The 21,980-nt window shown below is 69.8% G+C and carries 9 protein-coding genes and 1 pseudogene; 1 reads left to right on the top strand and 9 read right to left on the bottom strand.

What is annotated here, in order from left to right:
• Positions 1 to 185 precede the first annotated feature (185 nt).
• Together ACTWP8_RS08385 and ACTWP8_RS08380 are read right to left on the bottom strand one after the other, a co-directional pair.
• The gene (locus ACTWP8_RS08385) at positions 186 to 914 is read right to left on the bottom strand and encodes a peptidoglycan recognition protein family protein (protein WP_443321516.1); all 729 of its coding nucleotides are present in this window, start codon (positions 912 to 914) and stop codon (positions 186 to 188) included.
• 470 nt (positions 915 to 1,384) lie between these two features.
• Positions 1,385 to 1,609 (bottom strand): annotated as a pseudogene (locus tag ACTWP8_RS08380) (integrase); the annotation flags it as partial.
• 748 nt (positions 1,610 to 2,357) lie between these two features.
• On the opposite strand from ACTWP8_RS08380, the gene ACTWP8_RS08375 reads away from it, so the two are divergent.
• Complete coding sequence (locus ACTWP8_RS08375) at positions 2,358 to 3,500, top strand: ABC transporter substrate-binding protein (protein ID WP_443321515.1); 1,143 nt, start codon at positions 2,358 to 2,360, stop codon at positions 3,498 to 3,500.
• Positions 3,501 to 3,610: 110 nt separating this feature from the next.
• Here ACTWP8_RS08375 and ACTWP8_RS08370 read toward each other — a convergent pair whose 3' ends face one another.
• The 7 genes from ACTWP8_RS08370 to ACTWP8_RS08340 form a co-directional block, all read right to left on the bottom strand.
• On the bottom strand, positions 3,611 to 4,354 hold the full coding sequence (locus tag ACTWP8_RS08370; RefSeq protein ID WP_443321514.1) for an ABC transporter ATP-binding protein: 744 nt from the start codon (positions 4,352 to 4,354) through the stop codon (positions 3,611 to 3,613).
• 2 nt (positions 4,355 to 4,356) lie between these two features.
• On the bottom strand, positions 4,357 to 5,211 hold the full coding sequence (locus ACTWP8_RS08365) for an ABC transporter ATP-binding protein (protein ID WP_443321513.1): 855 nt from the start codon (positions 5,209 to 5,211) through the stop codon (positions 4,357 to 4,359).
• A complete protein-coding gene (locus ACTWP8_RS08360) occupies positions 5,201 to 6,193 on the bottom strand; it encodes a branched-chain amino acid ABC transporter permease (RefSeq protein ID WP_443321512.1) in 993 nt (330 codons plus the stop codon). Before ACTWP8_RS08360 ends, ACTWP8_RS08365 begins: the two co-directional genes overlap by 11 nt.
• 10 nt (positions 6,194 to 6,203) lie before the next feature.
• On the bottom strand, positions 6,204 to 7,199 hold the full coding sequence (locus ACTWP8_RS08355) for a branched-chain amino acid ABC transporter permease (RefSeq protein WP_443321511.1): 996 nt from the start codon (positions 7,197 to 7,199) through the stop codon (positions 6,204 to 6,206).
• A 612-nt stretch (positions 7,200 to 7,811) separates the two neighbouring features.
• On the bottom strand, positions 7,812 to 8,264 hold the full coding sequence (locus tag ACTWP8_RS08350) for a tyrosine-type recombinase/integrase (protein WP_443321656.1): 453 nt from the start codon (positions 8,262 to 8,264) through the stop codon (positions 7,812 to 7,814).
• Positions 8,265 to 9,450: 1,186 nt separating this feature from the next.
• Positions 9,451 to 11,205 (bottom strand): condensation domain-containing protein, encoded by a 1,755-nt coding sequence (locus tag ACTWP8_RS08345; protein ID WP_443321510.1) that lies wholly within the window; start codon positions 11,203 to 11,205, stop codon positions 9,451 to 9,453.
• Complete coding sequence (locus tag ACTWP8_RS08340; RefSeq protein WP_443321509.1) at positions 11,193 to 21,659, bottom strand: amino acid adenylation domain-containing protein; 10,467 nt, start codon at positions 21,657 to 21,659, stop codon at positions 11,193 to 11,195. Before ACTWP8_RS08340 ends, ACTWP8_RS08345 begins: the two co-directional genes overlap by 13 nt.
• Positions 21,660 to 21,980 lie beyond the last annotated feature (321 nt).

Here is a 21,980-nt window from a genome sequence, read left to right as displayed (position 1 = left end):
AGGTGGCTTGCGCACGCTTCACCACGGCCGGATCGTCCAGCAGAACTCCCCGAATAGGCCCCTTCCGTATGGAGGTTGGCGGCGCCACCTCACGGCCCCTGCCGGACGTAGGTGTGCGGCCGTGGGAGGGCCGCCGGTCGGCGGTGCGGCCCTTTTCGTGTTCGCGGGGAACTTGGGACAGTACTTCACTGGTCTCGCAGTCGGGCCGCTTCCTCCCGGATCGCGGGCAGACGTTGGTACAGCGCATCGCCTGGGCAGCGGGTTTCGTGGCTGTCGCGGTGACCGGAGATGACGTGCAGCTCGGCCGTGTCGCCCTTCTTGTACTTGCTCTCATTATCCGTGGAGACCAGCCGCACCGTCCTGCGTGGATCGGCTCCCGCCCGTAGCTTCCACGCGGCGACTTTCGCAATGCCGCTCAGGAGCGCCCGGGGCACGGTAACGCTGGGCCCGAAGGTGCCCAGTGCGGCGATGCCCACGCTGTCGGCGTTGAAGCCCTTGGTGTGCGCCCCATGTACAGGCCGTCCGACACCGCCTGCCCGGCCCTCGTAGATGGTCCCGCACCGGTCCACGACGAAGTTGTAGCCGATGTCGTCCCACCCCTGGTTCCTGACGTGGTCTGCCAGCAGCGCCCGGAGCATGGCCGGGACGTCGGAGCAGTCATAGTCGTTGGGGTGCCCGGTGTGGTGGATGAAGACCGCGCTCACCTCTCCCGTGTATTCCGCCCGGTCCCTGACCATGCCTTCGGCCGCATGCCATGCCGCCCTGCTGACGATCTCGGGCTGCGGCGCCCCGTGCCGAGACTCGGGGCCGACGACAGCGGGTTTCGGTGGGGCGAGCCGCAGCGGGGCATCCCGCAGCACCAAGAGGGCCAGCGGCAGAACCATGGCAGCCAGGGCAAGTCGACGGGACCACATAGGACCACCCTGGCCCGCGGCCCTCCGATCGCGCGGGTAAGCGGGCCATTGGGGTGAGGCGGACGCCCGCGCCATCGTGCCTGTACCACATGGCCCGCGTCCCGCCGCGCCGACTGGTGCGGACCATGTCGCGTTGAGTGCCGAATATTTTTACGTCTGCCCTGTTCAGGCAACGTATGCGCTTGCGGGGCGCTGACAGGTCTCCGCAGTCCGCAGATCGGGCAGCCCGCCGCGTTACCCGAAACAGCCGGTAGAGCGAGGTACTGCCTGCAGCCGCACCGGGCAGTCGGCAACAGCGTGCGACTGGAGACAAGAGGTGCATTGCCGCGCGGCTGGGGGCCAAGGGATCGCAGGTTCAAATCCTGTCGTCCCGACTTGCGAAACCGCAGGTCAGAGGCCGTTTCCGCTGAGGCGGAGGCGGCCTTGTGGGGCGTCTTGGTCTGCGGGTGCCGATAAATCATCCGTCCAGCTCAGGCTGCACGTTGGTACTCGTGCAGAGTCCCGCCGAGTCGATCTCGTCGACGGACCTCGAGGTGCCTGATTTACCCTGGCTCGGTGATCGGTGCCGGTAGCGGGCGGAGTGGAGCGGCTCGTCCCGGGGCTCGGTGCGGGCGGTGTCTGTTGTAGAAGGACTCGAACTCGCGCAGCGCGTACAGGAGATGGCTCTGGTTCCAGATCAGGGTGCGGTCCAGGAGCCAGTGAATGCGGGCTTGCCGACCTGGCGTTGCAGCACGAGCAGCGGCGGTCGCCTGCAGGTCACCTGCGAGATGCAACGGCAATTCGGGTGGGACCGGTCCCGCCCGGTCCCGGTGAACAACGACGGTGTCACCGCCACCGCCGCGCCTTCCCACACTGGGATCATGAACTGAATGCATAGGAGGCGGTGTTCACTTCGGAGGCTCGCACACGGGCCATCCTGGCGACGACCGTACGTGGAAGATGCTGTACCGCAAGTGCCTACAGTTTGTACTGCCAACCTCTGATGCTGGTGGGCCTGTTGTTGTGGAGACTCCTTCAATGCGGGGCGCCCAGCGCGGATTCGATCGAGTTCGCTGGGCCGTGTGCATCGGTTCGGAGGACAGGCGTGGGGATGTCCCGGTGTGCAGGGCCTGGTGGGTGCGGTGGTCGTTGTTGTGGCTCACGTTTCGCCAGGGGAGAGATGATTCGAAAAATCGGGCATTGAGGGCGCCGCACAGCCACTCGTTGGATCTACGCTCGTAGCACAAGCCGGGCGGAAGATGTGTGCCTTCCGCCGAGCAGTGAGCCCGGCGCGGACCGCCCTGTCGACCGCCTGCCGTCCTCAAGAGAGGGGAGGCGGATATGCGAGCGTCGATGTGGCGGTCTGCACTCTTCCTGAGTGCGTCTGCCCTTACCGCTCTTGTGATCGCATCCTGTGGCGGGAACGGCGGTGAGCCCGCAGGCCCGACCCGCGGGAGCGACGGTGTGCTCAAGCTCGGCTACGTCCTGCCCGAGACAGGGCAGCTCGCCTTCCTCGGCCCGCCGCAGATCCAGTCGCTGAACTTCGCGGTCGAGACGATCAACGAAGCCGGCGGCGTGCTCGGCAAGCCGATACCGGCCGTGGTCTCCGGTGACGAGGCAGGTGTGGAGGCTGTTGCCGCACAATCGGCCGACCGGGTCCTGGCCGGAGACGTGGACGCGATCATCGGCGCAGCGGCCTCCGGTATGTCCCTGGCGTTCATCGACCGGGTGACCGGAGCCGGCGTGGTCCAGTGCTCCGCGTCCAACACGGCACCCACGTTCACCGACTACGACGATGGTGGGTTCTACTTCCGCACCGCGCCGAGCGACACGTTGCAGGGGCCGGTGCTGGCGAAGGTCGTGCGCGGGGACGGCCACGACCGGGTGGCTCTGGTCGCGCGTGCCGATGACTACGGACGTGGGCTGATGGACGCCACCAGAAAGGCGCTGGAGGAAGACGGTGCGACCGTGGCCATCGCCGAGACCTACGACCCGAAGGCGACGAACTTCGACCAGGTCGTGCAGCAGGTGCGGAACGCCAGGCCGGACGCCGCCGTGGTGATCGCCTTCGAGGAGGGCACGCAGATCCTGCAGGGGCTGATCGAGGCTGATCTCGGGCCGCAGCAGATCGGGGTGTACGGCGCCGACGGGCTGCGCAGCGAGGAGCTGGCTTCGCTGGTCAGCAAGGGCGACCCCGGCCGGCTCGCAGGGATGAAGGGGACGGCACCGGCATCGGCGGCCAACAAGCAATACGTGGAGGATCTGAAGAAGTTCGCGCCCAAGCTGGCTGAGCTGCAGTTCGCGCCGCAGGCGTACGACTGCGTGACGACCATCGCGCTGGCCGCGGAGAAGGCGAAGTCGGATGACCCGGGTGTGTTCGCCAAGGAGATCGTCGGGATCACCAAGGACGGCGAGAAGTGCGGCTCGTTCAGCGACTGCAAGCGGCTGCTCGACGCCGGCAAGGACATCAACTACGACGGCGTGAGCGGTCCGCTCGACTACATCGACGCCGGCGAACCCGGTCAGGCGACGATCGAGGTGTACAGCTACGACGACAGCGGCAAGCTGTACACGGTGCGCACCGAGCAGAGCACCGGCCAGCCGTGACCGCGCCCCTCGAGGGTGGACAGCGGTGACCGGCACCGTTGTCCATCCTCCCCGGCCACCGCTGGGCGGGGAGTCCCCCAGCGTGAGCTGGGGGAGTGCCCCAAGTGCGCTCAGCGCACGCGGGCAAGGGTGCCCAGATAGCTCTCGATGACCTTCTCGTCGTGCAGCAGGTCCATCCCGGCGCCGGTGTACGCGTTGCGGCCCTGGTCGAGGACATAGCCACGGCCGCAGATCTGCAGGCACCTGCGTGCGTTCTGCTCGACCATGAGCACGGCGACGCCCGCGGCGTTGATCTCCTTGACCCGGTCGAACACCTGGTCCTGGTAGACCGGGGACAGTCCGGCCGACGGCTCGTCGAGCAGCAGCACCTGCGGCTCCATCATGAGTGCCCGTGCCATCGCGAGCATCTGCCGCTCGCCGCCGGACATCGAACCGGCCTTCTGCTTCCGGCGGTCGGCCAGCACAGGGAAGAGTTCCTCCACCGCGGCGGCCTGCCGCGCGTAGGCCTTGGGCCGCAGATACGTGCCCATCCGCAGGTTCTCCTCGACGGTCAGCGCGGGGAAGACGTTCTGCAGCTGCGGCACGTACCCGACGCCCCGGCGGACCAGCTCGTGCGCGGGCCGGTTGGTGACCTCCTCACCGTGCAGCGACACGGTCCCGCTGCGCACCCGCAGCAGGCCGAAGATCGCCTTCGCCAGTGTCGACTTGCCGGCACCGTTGGGGCCGATCACGCCGACCATCTCGGCGGGCCGCACCTCGATGCTGCAGCCGCGCAGCACGTCGACTCCGGGCAGATACCCGGCGACGAGCTCCTTGGCCGACAGCACCGGGCCGGTGGGCTGTTGCGCGGACATGGCTACTCCTCCCCGGTCGCTTCGGGTTCGTCGTGCCGCTTGCCCAAGTAGGCGTCCACGACGGCGGGGTTCCGGCCGATCGTGTGCGGCGGCCCCTCGGCCACCACGCGCCCACCGGCCATGCAGACGACCCAGTCGCCGATGCCCATCACCACGTCCATGTCGTGTTCGACGAAGCACACGGTCAGTCCTTCGTCCCGTAGCCGGGTGATGTGCCCGAGCAGCGACTGGGTCAGCGCGGGGTTCACCCCGGCCATCGGCTCGTCGAGCAGCACCATGATCGGCTGGGCCATCAGCGCGCGGGCCAGCTCGAGCAGCTTGCGCTGACCGCCGGAGAGTGTGCCGGCGTAGTCGTCGCGCAGGCTCCGCAGCCGGAACCGGTCCAGCAGCTCGTCGGCCCTGCTCTCGATTGCCCGCTCCTGCCGGCGCCACAGCGGCGGCAGGAGTGCGGGCAGCAGCCGCTCGCCGAGCTGTCCGGTTGCCGCGAGCTTCATGTTCTCCAGCACGGTGAGCCGGGCGAGCGTCCTGGTGAGCTGGAATGTGCGGACCAGCCCGCGCCGCGCCACCTGGTGCGCCGAGCGGCCGGTGAGCGGGCGCCCGTCGAAGGACCACCGGCCGCCGTCGGCCCGGTCGAACCCGCTCACCACGTTGAACAGCGTCGTCTTCCCGGCGCCGTTGGGCCCGATGAGCGCCGTGATGGCTCCGCGCTGGACCTCGAGATGCTCGACCTGTACGGCGACGAGACCGCCGAAGGTGCGGGTCACCTCGTCCATGACGAGCAGCGGTTCGGGCTTGCGCACCCCGGACTCGGGCGCGATCCCGGCGAACCGGCCGGTGGCCGCGGTGTCAGCGGGCACTGAGCACCATCTCCTTCCGGCTGCCCAGGATCCCCTGCGGGCGGAACGCCATGAGCAGCATCAGAGCGAGCCCGACCAGGGCGAAGCGCACGGCACCGACCTCCGGCGGGCTGATCACTTCCGGCGGGATGTAGCCGGCGTCGATGGCCTGCCGCAGCCCGCTGTCCAGGAAGGTCAGTACGAACCAGAACAGGACCGAGCCGACGATGGGACCCAGGATCCGTCCGGCACCCCCCAGTACGAGCAGGGTGTAGAGGAAGAAGGTGACGACCGGGTCGAAGCTGTCCGGGTTCGCCGACTGCACCTGGATCGCCTGCATCATGCCGGCGGCCGCGCCGATCACGCCGCCGAGTACGAGGCTCTGCATCTTGTACGCGTAGACGTTCTTGCCCAGGCTGCGGACGGCGTCCTCGTCCTCGCGAATGGACCGGATGACGCGGCCCCACGGGCTGTGCACCAGCAGGGCGAGCAGCACCGCGACCACGACGACCAGAGTCCACGCGACGATCAGCACCCACACGTCCTGGGAGTTGAACTTCACCAGCCACACGCCGTAGGTGCCGCGTGGGATCGGGCTGATCGCGTAGAAGTCGCCTGCGAACCGCTGCAGCCCGTACACGCCGCCGGTCACCGGCTCGGCCCAGCTGGACCGGTAGAACAGCCGTAGCGTCTCCGCGGCGGCGATCGTGGTGATGGCGAGGTAGTCGGCGCGCAGCCGCAGGGTGGGCAGGCCGAGCAGGACGGCCAGTACGGTCGCGGCGGCCAGTCCGGCCAGGACGCCGAGCACCATCGGGCCGTTGAAGGTCGCCACGGTGATCGCGAGTCCGTAGGCGCCGACGAGCATGAACCCGACCTGGCCGAAGTTCAGCAGCCCGGTGTAGCCGAAGTGCAGGTTCAGCCCTATGGCGGCGAGCGCGTAGATGGCGGCGATGGGCCCGATGCCGGACCGCAGGGCGTCGGAGATGATGATCGAGAAGTCCATGGCGCACCCCTCACCCGACGCGTTCCCGGCGGCCGAGGATCCCCTGTGGCCGGACGAGCAGGACGACGATGAGCATCAGCAGCGCCCAGGCGTACTGCAGGTCGGTCGGGAACCACAGGGTGGAGATCTGCGCGACGATGCCGATGACGAGGCTGCCCACCATCGCGCCGTAGGCCGAGCCGAGCCCGCCGAGGATGATCCCGGCGAACATGAGCAGCAGCAGCTTGAAGCCCATGTCCCAGTTGACGACCTCCACCAGGCCGAAGAAGACCCCGCCGAGGGCGGCCAGCCCTCCGCCGAGCATCCAGACGACCAGCACCACGCGCTGCACATCGATGCCCGAGGCCTCCGCGAGGTCGCGGTTGACGGAGACGGCACGGATGGCCGTGCCGATCCGCGTCTTCTGCAGCAGCGCGGCAACGCCCAGCAGCGCCAGTACGGCCAGCACAGTGACGGTCAGGTCACGTGGGGTGATGCCGACCGGCCCGAGGTCGATCGCACGCTGGATGTCGTACTGGGCGTAGGAGCCCGGTCGTGCTCCGTAGAGCACCAGTACGGCGTGGCGCAGCAGCAGCGACAGCCCGATGGTGACGATGAACAGGTTGATCAGCCCGGTGCCCCGCGCCCACAACGGCCGCCAGATGCCCCGCTCGACAGCGCCGCCCAGCACGGCGCCGAAGGCGACCGCGGCGAGAGCGGCCGGGATCAGGTGCCAGGTCGGGCCGGACGGGGTGACGTTGAGGAAGAACGCGGAGGTGGCGCCGATCGTGACGAGCTCACCGTGCGCGAAGTTGATCAGGTGGATCGTGCCGAAGACCAGCGAGAGGCCGACCGCGGTGATCGCGATGATGACGCCGAACTGGACGCCGTCGAGCAGGGCCTGCAGGGCTCGCGCGGCGAACGTCGGACCGCGCGTGACTTCATCACCCTGCGCCGACGCGGTGCCCCCGAGCACGACCACGAGCAACAGGGCTAGTGCCGGTACGAGCAACCGCTGGTAGCGCACGGTAGGTCCCGTATGTCACGAGCGCCCTGGTGGGCTCAGTGTAAGCAGATCACGGAGGTTTTCAGATAGGCAGGTGAGCGTTATGAGACGCGGTCGGCGCGGTCACCACTCGCCGCGTCCATGAGCGCTAGGGGACCGATCCTTCGCGGGGTGTACGCGCCGGCCCGTGGGGCGTCATGCCATTTCAGCCTGCCGGTGAAGCCACTGCGGAGCGCTGCGGGGGCGGGCGAGGCCAAGGCCGATGCCCAGAGCGCTCCCCCCGAAGATCGAGAGAGTCCGTGGGGGAGGGCCATCGGCCGCGCCCAGAGGCAATGCCCAGTCAGGTGGCCTGACTGGCCGGGGCCGGTGCGGTCCGCGCAACCGGCGCGCCCGCTATCGCAAGGCCGCTCCAACCAGGCGCCGGACTGCCGAGGGCGGCGGTTCGACACCGAACGCCGCCAGCAGTCGTCCGTCAAAAGCAGCGCGTCCGACACCGCCCGCACAGGCGTGCCAGCGGGCCGGGGGATCGGTCGGCGAGAAGCCCTGAGGTCGCCTCCGGCAGGGCCCGGCGCTCCGCCGTGACCGCGAAGTGGAAAGCGGCGCAAGCAAGGAGAATTGACGCGCGGCTGGGGGTCAAGGGGTCGCAGGTTCAAATCCTGTCGTCCCAACGGTGTTTTCGCAGGCCAGAGGCCGTTTTCTGATGAGAGAGCGGCCTTTGTCGCGTTCGCAGGTTGGTGGTCGCAGTGTGGTCGCACTAGTTCCCTGGGGTTGGGATGCGGTGGGTGAACTGGCGGCCGTGGTGGGGGAGTAGGCAGGTTTCCGCTGATTGTCGGGCTGGTCTTGGTGGTCGTGGTGTGGTCGCAGCCAGTTCGGCCAGTGCCGGCGGTGGCCGTCGCGTTCGGCTTTGGTGAGGGCTGTGTCGATGGCATCGACGGGGCTGCGGGCGGCTTGCTGGGTGAGGTGGGCGTAGATGTTCGCGGTCGTGGACAGCGTGGAGTGGCGCAGGGTCTTCGACACCACGGCGAGAGGGACACCGGCGGTGATGGTGAGGGTGGCGGCGAGGTGTCGCAGGTCATGGAGGGCGATGCGGGGGACGCCGGCTTCCTCTGCGCGGCGGCGGAAGCGGTCGAGGACGGTCTGCGGTCGGTGGGCCGTCCGTCCGGGCGGCAGAAGACGAGGCCGGTGAAGGGATCGAACGGGTCAATGGCAAGGTTGCGGGTGGCTGCGGCGCGGCGTTTGAGGGCGGCTGCGACGCGCGGGGAGATGGCGACCCAGTTCTTGCTACTGCGGGTCTTGGGCGCGGTGATGATCAGCTGGTTGTTGTTGATAGTGGACAGCGCGAAACGGACGTAGAGCACCTGCTCGTCGAGGTGGACGTCGTTCCAGTGCAGGCCGAGGGCTTCCCCTCGGCGCGGGCCGGTGCCGATGAGCAGCTCGCACAGGTCGGCCATGAAGGGGCCCGAATGGTGGCAGTAGCGCAGGAAGCGCACCGCCTCGGCCGGCGTCCAGATGCTGCGCTCGGCAGTCGGCGGGCGCGGCAGGACAGCGGGTCGTGCCGGGTTGTGGGCCAGGCGGCGCTGGCGGACCGCGTCGCCCAGGGCGCTGGACGGGTGGCCATGCAACGGTGCATGGCAACTTCCCGCGGCCTGCTGCGAGCTGGGTGCGGACGAAGCCAGCGATGTGGCGGTGGCCCAGCTCGTCGAGCTTCAGGCTCCCCGAGGCGGGGACAAGATCATGGCTGACGTAGTCGCGGTAGCGGGCCAGGGTAGTCGGCTTCAGGACGAGCGCCTTCGTCTCGAGCCAGGTGGTAGTCCGCCACAGTCTGAAGCGGTCGGCGTTGAAGCCGCCCGCTTCAGCCTCGAGCAGGCGCCGCATGGAGCCGCCCGGGCCGTGTCCTCGGTGGGGAATCCGCCGCACCGGATTGTGGTGCGCGTTCCCTTGGGCGCGGGTAGATCGACGGAAGGTCCAGGTGCCATGGTCACGGTCGGCGACGAGGTTGGGGCAGTGCGTGCCGAGCTGCGGCGCTGGGTATCCCGGCAGCCGCAGCGGCGGTAGACACGTCCGCGGTCGGCACATGGTGATCGCCTCCTGAGGTGGAGCCGGGTGCCGACGTCGTCAGTGTCCGCCGAGGCGCTCACCACGCGACCACCGGCGGCGGTGCAATCCTCTGACCTGGGCATTCAACTTGGCGTGGCGTCAAAGCTCTCCTGACTTGCGGTACTTGCGGTTTTTCGCGTGGAAGCCGATAAGACAGGCGCCGCCGCGTTTCCCCTTATACGAGGAGTCGCGGCGTGCCCGTGGCCTCGGCCAGGTGCTTGGTGGCGTCGGTGGCTATCAGGAGCGCCGGTGCGGCATCCGTGAGCATGTACGCGATGCGGCCGGCAGGGTAGTCGGGGTCAATCGGCAGGTAGGCCGCGCCGGTCTTCACAACCGCGAGCATGGACATCACCATCTCCACGGAGCGGGGAACGGCCAGAGCCACGAGCCGTTCGGAGCCGATACCGCGGGCTCGCAGTGCGCGGGCCAGGTCGTCCGCCCTTGCGTTCAGCTCCGCGTACGAGACCTCCTCGCTCTCGAAGACCACTGCGGTGGCCTCGGGCGAGTGCATCGCCTGCGCCTCGAAGAGCTCGGCCACTCCGGCCGAGGGCACCTCGCGGGCGGTGTCGTTCCACCCCTCCACGGCTTGGCGCTGTTCTTCGGGGGTGAGGAGGGTGATGTCGCGGGCGAGGAGCTGTGGGGTGGCTTCGGCGAAGGTTGTGAGGAGCCGGGTGTAGCGCTGGATGAAGAGCTCGATGTCGGGCTCGGTGAAGAGATCGGGCCGGTAGCTGAAGTCAAGCGTGATCTCGTCGCCGGGAAGGGTGATGAGAGCGAGCGGGTAGTGGACGTCGTTGTGCGAGTGAAGCCCGGCGACACGGAGTCCGTGCGCCTCCGAGAAGGCGTCGGGGTCCAGGGGATAGTTTTCGAACACGATCAGCGTGTCGAAGAGCTCGCCGTTGACGCCGGTCAGCCGCTGGATGTCGGCCATGCCCAGGTGCTGGTGAGCCGAGAGTCCGGCCTGCTCCTGCTGGAGCCGGGCCGCCAGGCCCAGCAGCGATTCGGACGGATCCAGGAGGACCCGCACCGGGATGGTGTTGATGAACAGGCCGACCATGTTCTCGATGCCGGGCACCTCCGGGGGCCGACCCGCCACGGTGGTTCCAAAGACGATGTCCTCCCGTCCGGTCAGGCGAGCCAGCAGCAGACCCCAGGTCGCCTGCACCGCGGTGCTCAGCGTCACCTCATGGCGGCGCGCCTGCTGGGTCAAGGCCTCGGTCAGTTCCCGCGAAAGGCGGACAACGCGGTGGCGGGGGGTGACGGATTGGCGGCTGTCGGCGCGGGGGGCCAGCCGCGTCGGATCCTCCAAGCCCGCCAGCGCCGCCCGCCAGGCGTTCTCCGCGTCGGCGTTGTCCTGCGCGGCGAGCCAGCGGAAGTAGTTCTCGTAGGGGACGGCCGGCGGCAGGGCCCGCGCGTCGCCACGGCTTCCGTAGAGCATGAAGAGTTCCTGCATCACCAGGGGCATGGACCAGCCGTCCAGCAGCAGGTGGTGGGTGGTGAACAGGAAGCGGTGGCGGTCCTCGCCGAGCCGGATGAGAGTGAAGCGCAGGAGCGGTGCCGCCGCGAGGTCGAAACGGCGGGAGCGGTCCGCTCGGGCGATCTCATCCGCTTCCGCCTCGCTGCCGGCCTCCGCCTCGGTCCACGGCAGCGGCACATGGGACTGTACGACCTGGACGCTGTCGCCCTGAGCGCGCCGGCGCACGCTGATGCGCAGATTGCCGTGGCGGCTCAGGAGGGTCTCTGCGGCCCTGCGCAGTACTTCGGTGTCCAGCACGCCTTCGAGATCGATGCCCAGTTGCACGTTGTACACGTCCGGCGCCTGATCGTCGTACGCCGCATGGAACACCAGCCCTTCCTGCAACGCCGTCAGCGGCAGGACATTCTCGATCCTGGGCTTATTCCGGATCGTCTTCCGCACCGTCAGATCTCCCACTCTTCGTCGAGCTCCTCTTGGAACTGGTCTATGTCGTCTTGGGTGAGGGCGACGAAGGGCAGGTCGGAGGGGCTGTGTCCACCGGTGTCGGGGTTCTGGGTGTGGGTGGCCATGGCCTCAAGAGCCTTGAACCACGTCTTGGCCAGGTCCTGGACGTCCTCCTCGGCGAAGATCTCCTCAGCCCAGGACCAGTGTGCGACCAGCCGGGGGCCGTAGGGTCCGTCTTCGGTGAGTGCGTTGAGCTCCAGGGGGTGGGCGAGGGGGAGGCCGGGGTCGGCTCCGCCGGAGAACCCGCCGAAGTCGTGGTCGGGTTCCCAGTCGGCGGAGCCGGCCGCGGTGGTGAACCGGCCGAGGTAGTTGAAGCCGATCTGCGGCCGGCCGGCCTGGGCGAGCGCCGCGGCCGTGGCCGGGTTGAGGTAGCGCAGCAGGCCGTAGCCGAGGCCGCGGTCGGGCAGAGCGCGTACCTGCTCCTTCACCTGCTTCAGCGCGGCGCCGATGGCCGGACCCGCTGCCCAGACCTCGTCCCAGTCCCACACCTCGGGCTCGACCCGGAGGGGGAACAGGCTGGTGAACCAGCCGACGGTACGGGAGAGGTCGCACCCCGGCACGACGTCCTCGCGCCCGTGGCCCTCCACGTCGAGGACAACGGCGGAGCCCTGGAGTCCACGGCGGCGTCGCCAGTCCTGTACGGCGAGCCCCATCGCGGTCAGCAGCACGTCGTTGACCTCGGCGTGGAAGACCTTGGTCACGCCGGTCAGCACCTCGGCCGTGCAGGAGCCGGGCAGCGTCAGCGACAGGGTGCGGAGCTGCGCGAACACGTCGCGCTCCGGGTCCAGGACCCGCGACCCCAGCAGCGGGTCCGGACCGTCGAGCATCGAGGACCACAGGTCCAGCTCGCTTGCCCGCTGCGGGCTTTGGGCGAGTTCCTGGAGCCGCCGGGCCCACTGGCGCAGTGACGTGCCCACCGGTTCCAGCTCCGGCTGCCGGTCCGCGGCGTGTGCCTCGTATGCCTGGGCGAGGTCAGGGAGCAGGATGCGCCAGGAGACGCCGTCGACGGCGAGGTGGTGGATCACCAGCAGCAGATGACCGGGCTCGTGTGCTCCGGCGTCGCACCACACGGCCTGGAGCATCACTGCGGCCTGCGGGTCGAGCCGGTCCACGGCCTGGGGGGTCTGCTCTTCGAGCACGGCCTTGCGGCCGACGGCATCCAGCCCCGACACATCTACCCGGCGCAGCATGCTTCCGGCAGCCACCGCGCCCGGCTCGGCGACCATCAATGCCCACTCCCGGTCCTCGTGCAGCCGCATCCGCAGCGCGCCGTGGTGATCCACGAGCGTCTGAAGAGCGCGGGTGAGCGCCGGTTCGCGCAGGCCGGCCGGGGCCTGGACCACCATCGACTGGTGGAACCGGCGCACCGGACCCCCCAAATCCCGCAGGTGGTGCACGATGGGCGTCAGCCCCACCTCACCCACCCCGTCCTCGGGGCGCTCGGCGGCCGCCAGGGCGGTGGCCTCGGCGACCTCGGCCAGCCCGGCCACGGTCTTGCAGTCGAAGACGTCCTTCGGTGTGATCACGAGTCCCGCCTTGCGGGTCCGGCTGACCAGTTGGATCGAGCTGATGCTGTCGCCGCCGAGGTCGAAGAAGCTGTCGTCGATGCCCACCGCTTCCAGACCCAGGACCTCGGCGAAGAGCTCGCACAGCACCTCTTCGCGTACACTACGCGCCGCCCGGCCGGACACCTCGGCCTGGAAGTCGGGGGCGGGCAGGGCGTTTCGGTCGAGTTTGCCGTTGGCGTTCATCGGCAGGGTGTCGAGGAACACGACCGCCGACGGCATCATGTAGCCCGGCAGCGTGGCGGTGATGTGGCGGGCCAGCTCCTCCTGGGAGGGGCGGGTGCCCGAGGCCGACATGAGGTAGGCGACCAGTTTGTGCTCGCCCGTCGTGGTCGTGTGGGTGGTGACGGTGGCATGGGTGATGTCGGGGTGGCGCGCGAGCACCGTCTCGATCTCGCCGAGTTCGATGCGGAATCCGCGGATCTTGACCTGGTGGTCGGCACGCCCGAGGTAGTGCAGCACCCCGTGCCCGTCCCAGCGCGCGAGGTCGCCGGTGCGGTACATCCGCGCACCGGCCGGCCCGAACGGGTCCGGCAGGAAATGGCGCGCCGTCAACCCGGGCCGACCCAGATAGCCATCGGCCACCTTCGGCCCCGCCAGATACAAGTCCCCGGCCACTCCCACCGGCACCGGCCGCAGCCGTCCGTCGAGCACGTACGCCCGTGTGCCGGGCAGCGGCTGCCCGATCGGCGGTGCCAGCACCTCGGCCGGGTCGCTCTCGTGCCAGCCGGTGGCGTACACGGTGGACTCGGTCGGCCCGTACAGGTTCGCCACCCGCACCCCGGGCGCAGCCGCCCGCAGCCGCCTCATCACGTGCTCCGGCGGCGCCTCCCCGGCTAGTACCAGCTGCTCGCACTCCAGGTGCGCCCCGGCCTCCAGCAGCGCCGCCACCACTGACGGCACCCCACTGACCAGCGACCCCGACCACGGCCGCTCGGCCAACGCCAGCAGATCCGGCACTACCTCGATCCGACCCCCCGCCAGTAACGGCGCGAAGATCTCGAAGACCGAGACATCGAAAGACAACGACGTCGACGCCAGCACCGATGCCAAGCCCTGGGGCCCGAACTCCTCCACCGCCCAGGACAAGAACACCGCCATCGCCCGCCGGGAGACCACCACACCCTTGGGCGTGCCGGTCGACCCCGACGTGTAGATCACATACGCCGCGGCCCCATCCGGAACCGCACCCCCTAACTCCTCGTCCGTCAAAACCCCGTCCGCCACCTGGGCCAGCTCCCGCGTGCACGGCGCACTGCCCAGCACCAGGGCCTCGGCCCCGGCATCCGGCAGTGCGCCGGCCACCGACTGTTCGGTGATCACCAGACGCGGAGTGGCATCGGCCAGCATGAACGCGATCCGTTCCGCCGGATAGGCCACATCCACCGGCACATAGCCCGCGCCGGCCTTGAGCACCGCGAGCACCGCCACGACCATCTCCGCTGACCGCGGCAACGCCACCGCCACCAGATCGCCCCGGCCCACACCCCGCGCCCGCACCACACGCGCCAGCCGATTCGCCCGCGCATCCAACTCCGCGAACGTCAGCCGCATCGGCCCGCACACCACCGCCTCGGCATTCGGCGAAACCGCCACCGCGGTCTCGAACCCCTCGACCACATCCCGCACCGGTCCTGAGAGCGAAACGTCATTCCACACCTCCAGCACACGACGCCGCTCACCATTCGAAAGGACGCTGACGTCGTGGGCCAGGAGTTGCGGGGTGGCGTCGGCGAAGGCCCGCAGGAGCCGGGTGTAGCGCGCGATGAGGCGCTCGATGTCGTCCTGGGTGAACAGGTCCGGGCGGTAGCTGAAGTCCAGCGTGAGCTCGTCATCGGGCAGGGCGATCAGGGCCAGCGGGTAGTGGACGTCGTTGTGGGTCCGCAGACCGGCGACGCGCAGGCCGTGCGCTCCGGTGAGGGCGTCAGGATCGAGGGGGTAGTTCTCGAACACGGTCAGCGTGTCGAAGAGTTCGCCGTCGACAGCGGTCAGCCGCTGGATGTCGGCCATGCCCAGGTGCTGGTGGGCGGAGAGCTCGGCCTGCTCCTGCTGGAGCCGGGCCGCCAGGCCCAGCAGCGTCTCGGACGGCTCCAGTCGCACCCGTACCGGCAGCGTGTTGATGAACAGCCCGACCATGTTCTCGACGCCCGGCACCTCCGGGGAGCGGCCCGACACCGTGGTTCCGAAGACCACGTCCTCGCGGCCCGTCAACCGTGCCAGCAGCAGGCCCCACGTCGTCTGCACGACGGTGTTCAGCGTGATGCCGTGACGGCGTGCCTGACGTGCGATGGCGTCGGTCAGCTCGCGCGGCACCCGCTCGATGCGGTGGTGGGGGGTGACCGACGCGTGGCTGTCGGCCTGGGGGGCCAGCCGTGTCGGCTCGTCCAGGCCCGACAGCGCTGTCCGCCACGCCTGCTTCGCTGCGTCGTCGTCCTGCGTGGCCAGCCAGCGGAAGTAGTTCTCGTACGGGACGGCCGGCGGCAGGGCCCGCGCATCGCTCCGGCTGCCGTAGAGCGTGAACAGCTCCTGCATCACCAGGGGCATGGACCAGCCGTCCAGCAGCAGATGGTGGGTCGTGAACAGGAAGCGATGCCGCTCGGTGCCCAGCCGCACCAGCGTGAAGCGCAGCAGCGGCGCGTGCTCCAGGTCGAAGCGACGGGACCGATCCTCGTGGGCTATCCGGTCGGCCTCCGTCTCGTCAGCGGCCTCGATCACCGCCCACGGCAGGGCCACCCGGGACTGTACGACCTGGACGCCGCTCCCCTGGCCGGGCTGCCGGACGCTGATCCGGAGATTGGCATGGCGGCTCAGCAGGGTCTGTGCGGCCTTGCGCAGTGCTTCGGCGTCCAGCGCGCCTTCGAGGTCGATGCCCAACTGCACGCTGTACACGTCCGGCGCCTGGTCGTCGTAGGCCGCGTGGAAGACGAGCCCCTGCTGGAGCGCCGTCAGCGGCAGCACATCGACTAGGCCGGGCGTCTCGCCCTCCAGCTGGTCGATTTCCTCTTGCGTGAGGGCGACGAAGGGCAGGTCGGAGGGGCTGTATCCGCCGGTGTCGGGGTTCTGGGTGTGGGTGGCCATGGCCTCAAGAGCCTTGAACCACGTCTTGGCCAGGTCCTGGACGTCCTCCTCGGCGAAGATCTCCTCAGCCCAGGACCAGTGTGCGACCAGCCGGGGGCCGTAGGGTCCGTCTTCGGTGAGTGCGTTGAGCTCCAGGGGGTGGGCGAGGGGGAGGCCGGGGTCGGCTCCGCCGGAGAACCCGCCGAAGTCGTGGTCGGGTTCCCAGTCGGCGGAGCCGGCCGCGGTGGTGAAGCGGCCGAGGTAGTTGAAGCCGATCTGCGGGCGGCCGGCCTGGGCGAGTGCCGCGGCCGTGGCCGAGTTGAGGTAGCGCAGCAGGCCGTAGCCGAGGCCGCGGTCGGGGATGGCCTGGACCTGCTCTTTCACACGCTTCAGCGACGCCCCGACCGCCGGCCCGGCCGCCCAGATCTCGTCCCAGTCGCTCACGCCCGGCTCGAGGCGCACCGGGAAGAGGCTGGTGAACCAGCCGACCGTGCGGGACAGGTCCGCCCCGTCCACGACGTCCTCGCGGCCGTGGCCCTCCACGTCGAGGACGACGGCGGAGCCCTGGAGTCCACGGCGGCGTCGCCAGTCCTGCACGGCGAGCGCCATCGCGGTCAGCAGCACGTCGTTGACCTGGGCGTGGAATGCCCTGGCGACGCCGGTCAGCACGTCGGCCGTGCAGGCGCCGGGCAGGGTCAGAGACAGGGTGCGGCGCTGCGCGAACACGTCGCGCTCCGGGTCCAGGGCCCGCCGCCCCAGCAGCGGATCGGGGCCCTCGAACATGCGCGACCACAGCGCCAGTTCGGCCTCGCGCTCCGGGGCCCCGGCCAGCTCGTGCAGCGCCTCGGCCCAGCGGAGCACTGAGGTGCCCACGGGCTGGAGTCCGGGCTGCCGGCCGGCGGCGTGTGCTGCGTACGCCTGGGCGAGGTCGGGGACGATGATGCGCCAGGAGACGCCGTCGACGGCGAGGTGATGGACGACCAGGAGCAGGTGTCCGCTCGTGCGGGGTCCGGCGTCGCACCATACGGCCTGGAGCATGACCCCTGCTTCGGGGTCGAGCCGGTTCACGACCTGGGCGGTCTGCTCTTCGAGGACGGCCCTGCGCTCGGCGTCGCTCAGTCCGGTCACGTCAACGCTGCGCACGAGGTCCCGGGCGGTGACGGTTCCCGGTTCGGTGACTTCGAGGGTCCATTCCCGGCCGCCCCGCGGCATGCGCAGGCGGAGTGCGCCGTGGTGGTCGATGACGCTTTGCAGGGCGTCGGTGAGTGCTCCTTCGTGCAGGCCGGCCGGTGAGCGGAGGACCATGGACTGGTGGAAGCGCCGGACCGGCCCGTTCAGGCCGTGCAGGTGGTGCACGATCGGCGTCAGCCGCACCTCGCCCACGCCGGCTTCGAGGCGCTCGGCCGCGGGAGCGGTGACGGGGTCGGCGACCTCGGCGAGGGCGGTGACGGTCTTGTGGCGGAAGACGTCGCGGGGCGAGATGACCAGGCCGGCTCGGCGAGCCCGGCTGACGAGTTGGATGGAGCTGATGCTGTCGCCGCCGAGGTCGAAGAAGCTGTCGTCGATGCCGACCGCAGGCAGTCCCAGGACCTCGGCAAACAGGGTGCACAGCACCTCTTCTGGCGCGTTGCGGGGGCCGCGGCCTGTCACCTCGGCCTGGAAGTCGGGTGCGGGCAGGGCCCGCCGGTCCAGCTTGCCGTTCGCGTTCACGGGCAGGGAGTCCAGGACGACGACGGCCGACGGCACCATGTAATCCGGCAGGACGTCGCGCAGATGGCTGCGCAGAGATGCGCCCAACTCGCCTGCCACATGGCCGAGCGCGGGGTTGTTGGTGAGCGGCCGCCGGTCGGCGGCCTGTGCGTCCCTGGGCAGGAACACGTCGGTCAGGGCGCCGGTGCCGGCCGGGAGGAAGAGGGCGTCCAGCTCTCCGTCCGTCTCCTGGGACGACCAGGTGACGGCGGCCTGGTACCCGAGCGATTCGCCGAGGCCCTGGAGCGCGTCCGGGGTCATGCCCAGGGCGCCGGCGCGGCGCAGTTCGGCCCGTACCTCGGCGAGGGAGCCGCCGGCGAACAGGGTGTGAGCGGCCGCGGCCTCGTGCGCCATACGGCCGTTGGGCACGCCGGTCACCCGCAGCCGTGCCGGCCGCTCGGCGGCGAGCCGGTCGGCGAGCTCCTGGGCCGTGGCGATGTCCTCGCCCCACTGCCAGCGCAGCGTTTCGGCCACGGAGACGGCCGCCTGCTCGGAGAGCTTGCGGATGACGACGTCGTAGCGGTACCTGCTCAGCTCGTTGTCGTAGGGGCCGGTCTTGACCCGGATGTCGACGCCGCCGCACTGGCTGTCGTCCGCTCCGGCCAGGGCATGGAAGAACTCCGGGTCGACCAGCAGCTCGTTTTCCTGCGTCGCCCGCTGCTCCACTGCCCGGCGGACGGCCGCGGCATCGGCGTCCGGGCCGCTGCGGGCGAGCTGCACAGCGGTGTCCAGGGCCCGCTTCAGGCGCAGGTTGCGCACGTCGCCGACGAACAGGGCGCCGCCCGGTGCGAGCAGTTCGAGGGCGCCCCGGAGCACGGAGGTGAGGTAGTCGGCGTTCGGGAAGTACTGCACCACGGAGTTGATGACGACGGTGTCGAAGAACCCGCGGGGCAGCCCGTCGAGGTCGTGAGCGGGCCGGGCGTGCAGCTCTACCCGGTCCGCGAGCTCCTGCCGGGCCGCCGTCTGCAGGCGCAGCCTCTCGATGACGGCGGCGGAGAAGTCGGTCGCCCAGTAGGTCTCGGTGGCACCAGCGAGCTGGGACAGCAGCAGGCCGCTTCCCACGCCGATCTCCAGGACCCGGCGCGGGCCGAGGGCGCGGATGCGCTCCACCGTGTCCGCACGCCACTGCGCCATGGCGTCGAGGGCGATCGGCTCGCCGTCGTAGCTGCTGTCCCAGCCGGTGAAGTCCTCGCCGAAGTCGGTCACCGGCGTGGTGTCGTACATGGTCTGGTAGAGCTGTTCCCACTGCTCGACCTGTTCCCGCCGACCCTGGTCGAGGCGGTCGGTCAGCGACTGCCAGTCCGGCACCACGTACCCCACGAGGTGCTTGCCGCCGGGGCCGTCATCACGGGTGATCACCTCGGCCTCGCCCACGTCCGGGTGCCGACTGAGTACGGAGGCGACCTCGGCGGGCTCGATGCGGACGCCGCGGATCTTCACCTGGTCGTCGCTGCGGCCCATGTAGACGAGCTGGCCGTCGGCGTTCCAGCGGGCGAGGTCGCCGGTTCGGTACATGCGGGAGCCGGCCGGGCCGTACGGGCAGGGCACGAAGCGCTCGGCGGTGAGCGGGGCTCGGTTGAGGTATCCGCGCGCCAGGCCGGTGCCGGCGAGGTAGAGCTCGCCCATGACGCCCACGGGCACCGGTTGCAGAGCACGGTTGAGGACGTACACCTGGGTGTTGGCGATGGGGGCACCGATCGGCGGAGCGGAGTCCGCCGCGCGGGCCGGTTCGCACTCGAACGCGGTGACGTCGATGGCCGCTTCCGTCGGACCGTAGAGATTGTGCAATGCGCAGCCGAGGACGGAGTGGAAACGGGCCGCCAGATCGGCCGAGAGCGCCTCGCCGCTGCACATCACCCGGCGCAGGGAGACGCACAGGGCGGCTGGGGGCTCCGCCAGGAAGCCCTTGAGCATCGACGGCACGAAGTGCACGGTGGTGACGCCCTGTTCGGCGATGAGCGCGGCGATGTAGGCCGGGTCCTTGTGCTTCTCCGGCTCGGCGACCACCATGGCGGCGCCGGTGAGGAGCGGCCAGAAGAACTCCCAGCCGGAGACGTCGAAGCCGCACGAGGTCTTCTGCAGGACGCGGTCCGTGGCGTCGAGCCCGTACCGGTCCTGCATCCACAGCAGGCGGTTCACCAGTCCCTCGTGCGTGTTGACGACTCCCTTGGGGGTGCCCGTCGAGCCCGAGGTGTAGATGACGTTGGCCGGGTTTCGCGGGAGTGCGGACGCGGCGCCGTCGGCGACCGGGCGGTGGGCGGGCGCCTCGCGCAGGGCGGCCTGCGTCGCGGGGTCGTCGAGCAGCAGCCGCGGCATGCCGTCGGCGCTCGGCAGGTGGCCGACGGTGTCGGCGGTGCTGATCAGCACCGCCGGGCGCGCGTCGGTGAGCATGGCGGCGATGCGGTCGGCCGGGTAGTCGGGGTCGATGGGCAGATAGGCCGCACCGCTCTTGAGCACCGCGAGCAGGGAGACGATCATCTCGACGGAGCGGGGTACGGCGAGTGCCACCAGCCGCTCGGGGCCGGCGCCCAGCTCGTGCAGCACATGCGCCAGCGCGTTGGCGCGGGCATCGAGTTCCTCGTACGTGAGGGTTTCGCCCTGGTAAATGACCGCTGTGCTACCGGGAGTGCGCGACGCCTGTGCTTCGAACAGCTCGGGCAGGGTCGCGGCGGGGTACTTGCGTGCCGTGTCGTTCCACTCCGTGAGCAGGCGCCGCCCCTCCTCGGGGGCGAAGACCTCAAGGGTGCCGACCTGCTGACCGGCGTGCGCGACGGCGAGGCCGTCGATGAGTCGCAGAACGGCCTCCTGATGAACGGCCAGGTCCTCCGTGGTGTACAGCTCGGCGTTGGCGTCGAGGTCCACGCGCCAGGGCATGTCGGCGGTGCCGCTGTAGACGACGAACGCCAGGTCTTCGACGGGCCCGTTGGTGAGGTTGTGCACTTTCGCCCGGGAGCCGGCGAAGTCCAGTTCGTAGTCGAAGATCTGGAGGTTTACATGCGGCCCGACCAGCGGCTCGCTGGCCTCGCTCAGCTTCAGGTCGCGGCGTATGTCCTCGTAGCGGTAGCGCTGGTGGTCGAGGGCGAGCCGCATCTCGGTGAAGGCGCGCGCCAGGAGGCCGGACAAGCTCTCGTCCGGGTCCACCGTCAGGCGCAGCGGCACGACGTTGGACACCATGCCGGGGGTGCTGCGTATGGCCTTGGTCCGGGCCGTCACCGGCAGGCCGAGGATGATGTCCCGCTCCCCGGTCAGGCGGGCGACGTGGAGCAGCTCGACTGCGATGAACAGGGCCGATAGGGGCACGCCGCAGCTCGCCGCCAAGCTCTGCAGCGCCTCGATCCGGCCCTGTTCCAACGGGGCCGACACCCGTAACCGGCTGGACGTCCGGCCGCGACCGGCCTGCCCGAGGGCGACGGGGGCCGGACGGTCCGTCAACCTCTCGGTCCAGTAGGCGCGGTCGGCGGCGAACGTGGCGGAGTCGCGGTAGTCGCGGTCGTACTCCAGCAGGTCCTGGAGACTCCCGTAGGGGGATTCCGCGACCGGGCGGCCTTCGACGAGGGCGGTGTAGAGGTCAGCGGCCCGCCGTACGATGACCGCGCCGCTGAAGCCGTCGAACACAGCGTGATGGGCGTGCAGATACCAGTAGTGGGTCTCCTCGGAGACCTTGAGCAGGGCGAGCGAGAGTATGCGGCCGTCCTCCAGGGAGAGCGGCTGGTCGAGCTCGTCGGCCATCCACTCCTGCGCCGCCTCCGCCGGCCGGGGCCGGTCGGTGAAGTCCAGACAAAGCACGGTGCACGCCCGCTCGGCGCTGAGGAGCTGCACGGGGTCGCCGTGTGTCTCGACGAACCGCACGTGGGCGGCGTCGGCCTCGTCGAAGGCGCGCCGTGCCGCCTGGAGGAAGAGGTGACTGTCCAACGTACCCCGGATCTCGACGTACTGGGCGATGCTGTAGTCGAGCCCGACAGCAAAGCGCTGCGCAAGCCACATCCCGGTCTGGGCCGAAGTCAGGGCGAGCTGCCGGTCCGGAGAAGCGGACATGATCGTTCCTTCGCGGTCGCTGTCGGCGCGCCGGTTCCGTCACGTAAGCGGAACCGAAAGCGGAGCCGACTATTCAGAATGAATGCGTAAGGGATGCGGCGCCCACGCCAGTGACCGCGGAAGAGCAAGAGGAAGCTCGCAGCAGATTCGCCTGAATGCTGCAGAGCGATTACAACCCCCACATCCCCCGGTGGACGCCCGAGCGTGTCAAGCGCCTCGGCGACAATACACGACCCAACTGTCCACGTCAGAGGGAATTTTGCCGCCTTCTTCGCCTGTGACGACGGTCACCCATGGCCCGGTTTGCGCCGGGACCGCTGG

It is taken from the genome of Streptomyces sp. 7N604, from assembly GCF_052245475.1.
Lineage (GTDB): Bacteria > Actinomycetota > Actinomycetes > Streptomycetales > Streptomycetaceae > Streptomyces.
Note: the sequence above shows the minus strand (reverse complement) of the source record. Positions and strands in the feature narration are given on the sequence as shown.

Coding starts and splice junctions, on each gene's coding strand:
- ACTWP8_RS08360 (WP_443321512.1), bottom strand. CDS start 6,193: ATGGACTTCTCGATCATCATCTCCGACGCCCTGCGGTCCGGCATCGGG.
- ACTWP8_RS08340 (WP_443321509.1), bottom strand. CDS start 21,659: ATGTCCGCTTCTCCGGACCGGCAGCTCGCCCTGACTTCGGCCCAGACC.
- ACTWP8_RS08385 (WP_443321516.1), bottom strand. CDS start 914: ATGTGGTCCCGTCGACTTGCCCTGGCTGCCATGGTTCTGCCGCTGGCC.
- ACTWP8_RS08370 (WP_443321514.1), bottom strand. CDS start 4,354: ATGTCCGCGCAACAGCCCACCGGCCCGGTGCTGTCGGCCAAGGAGCTC.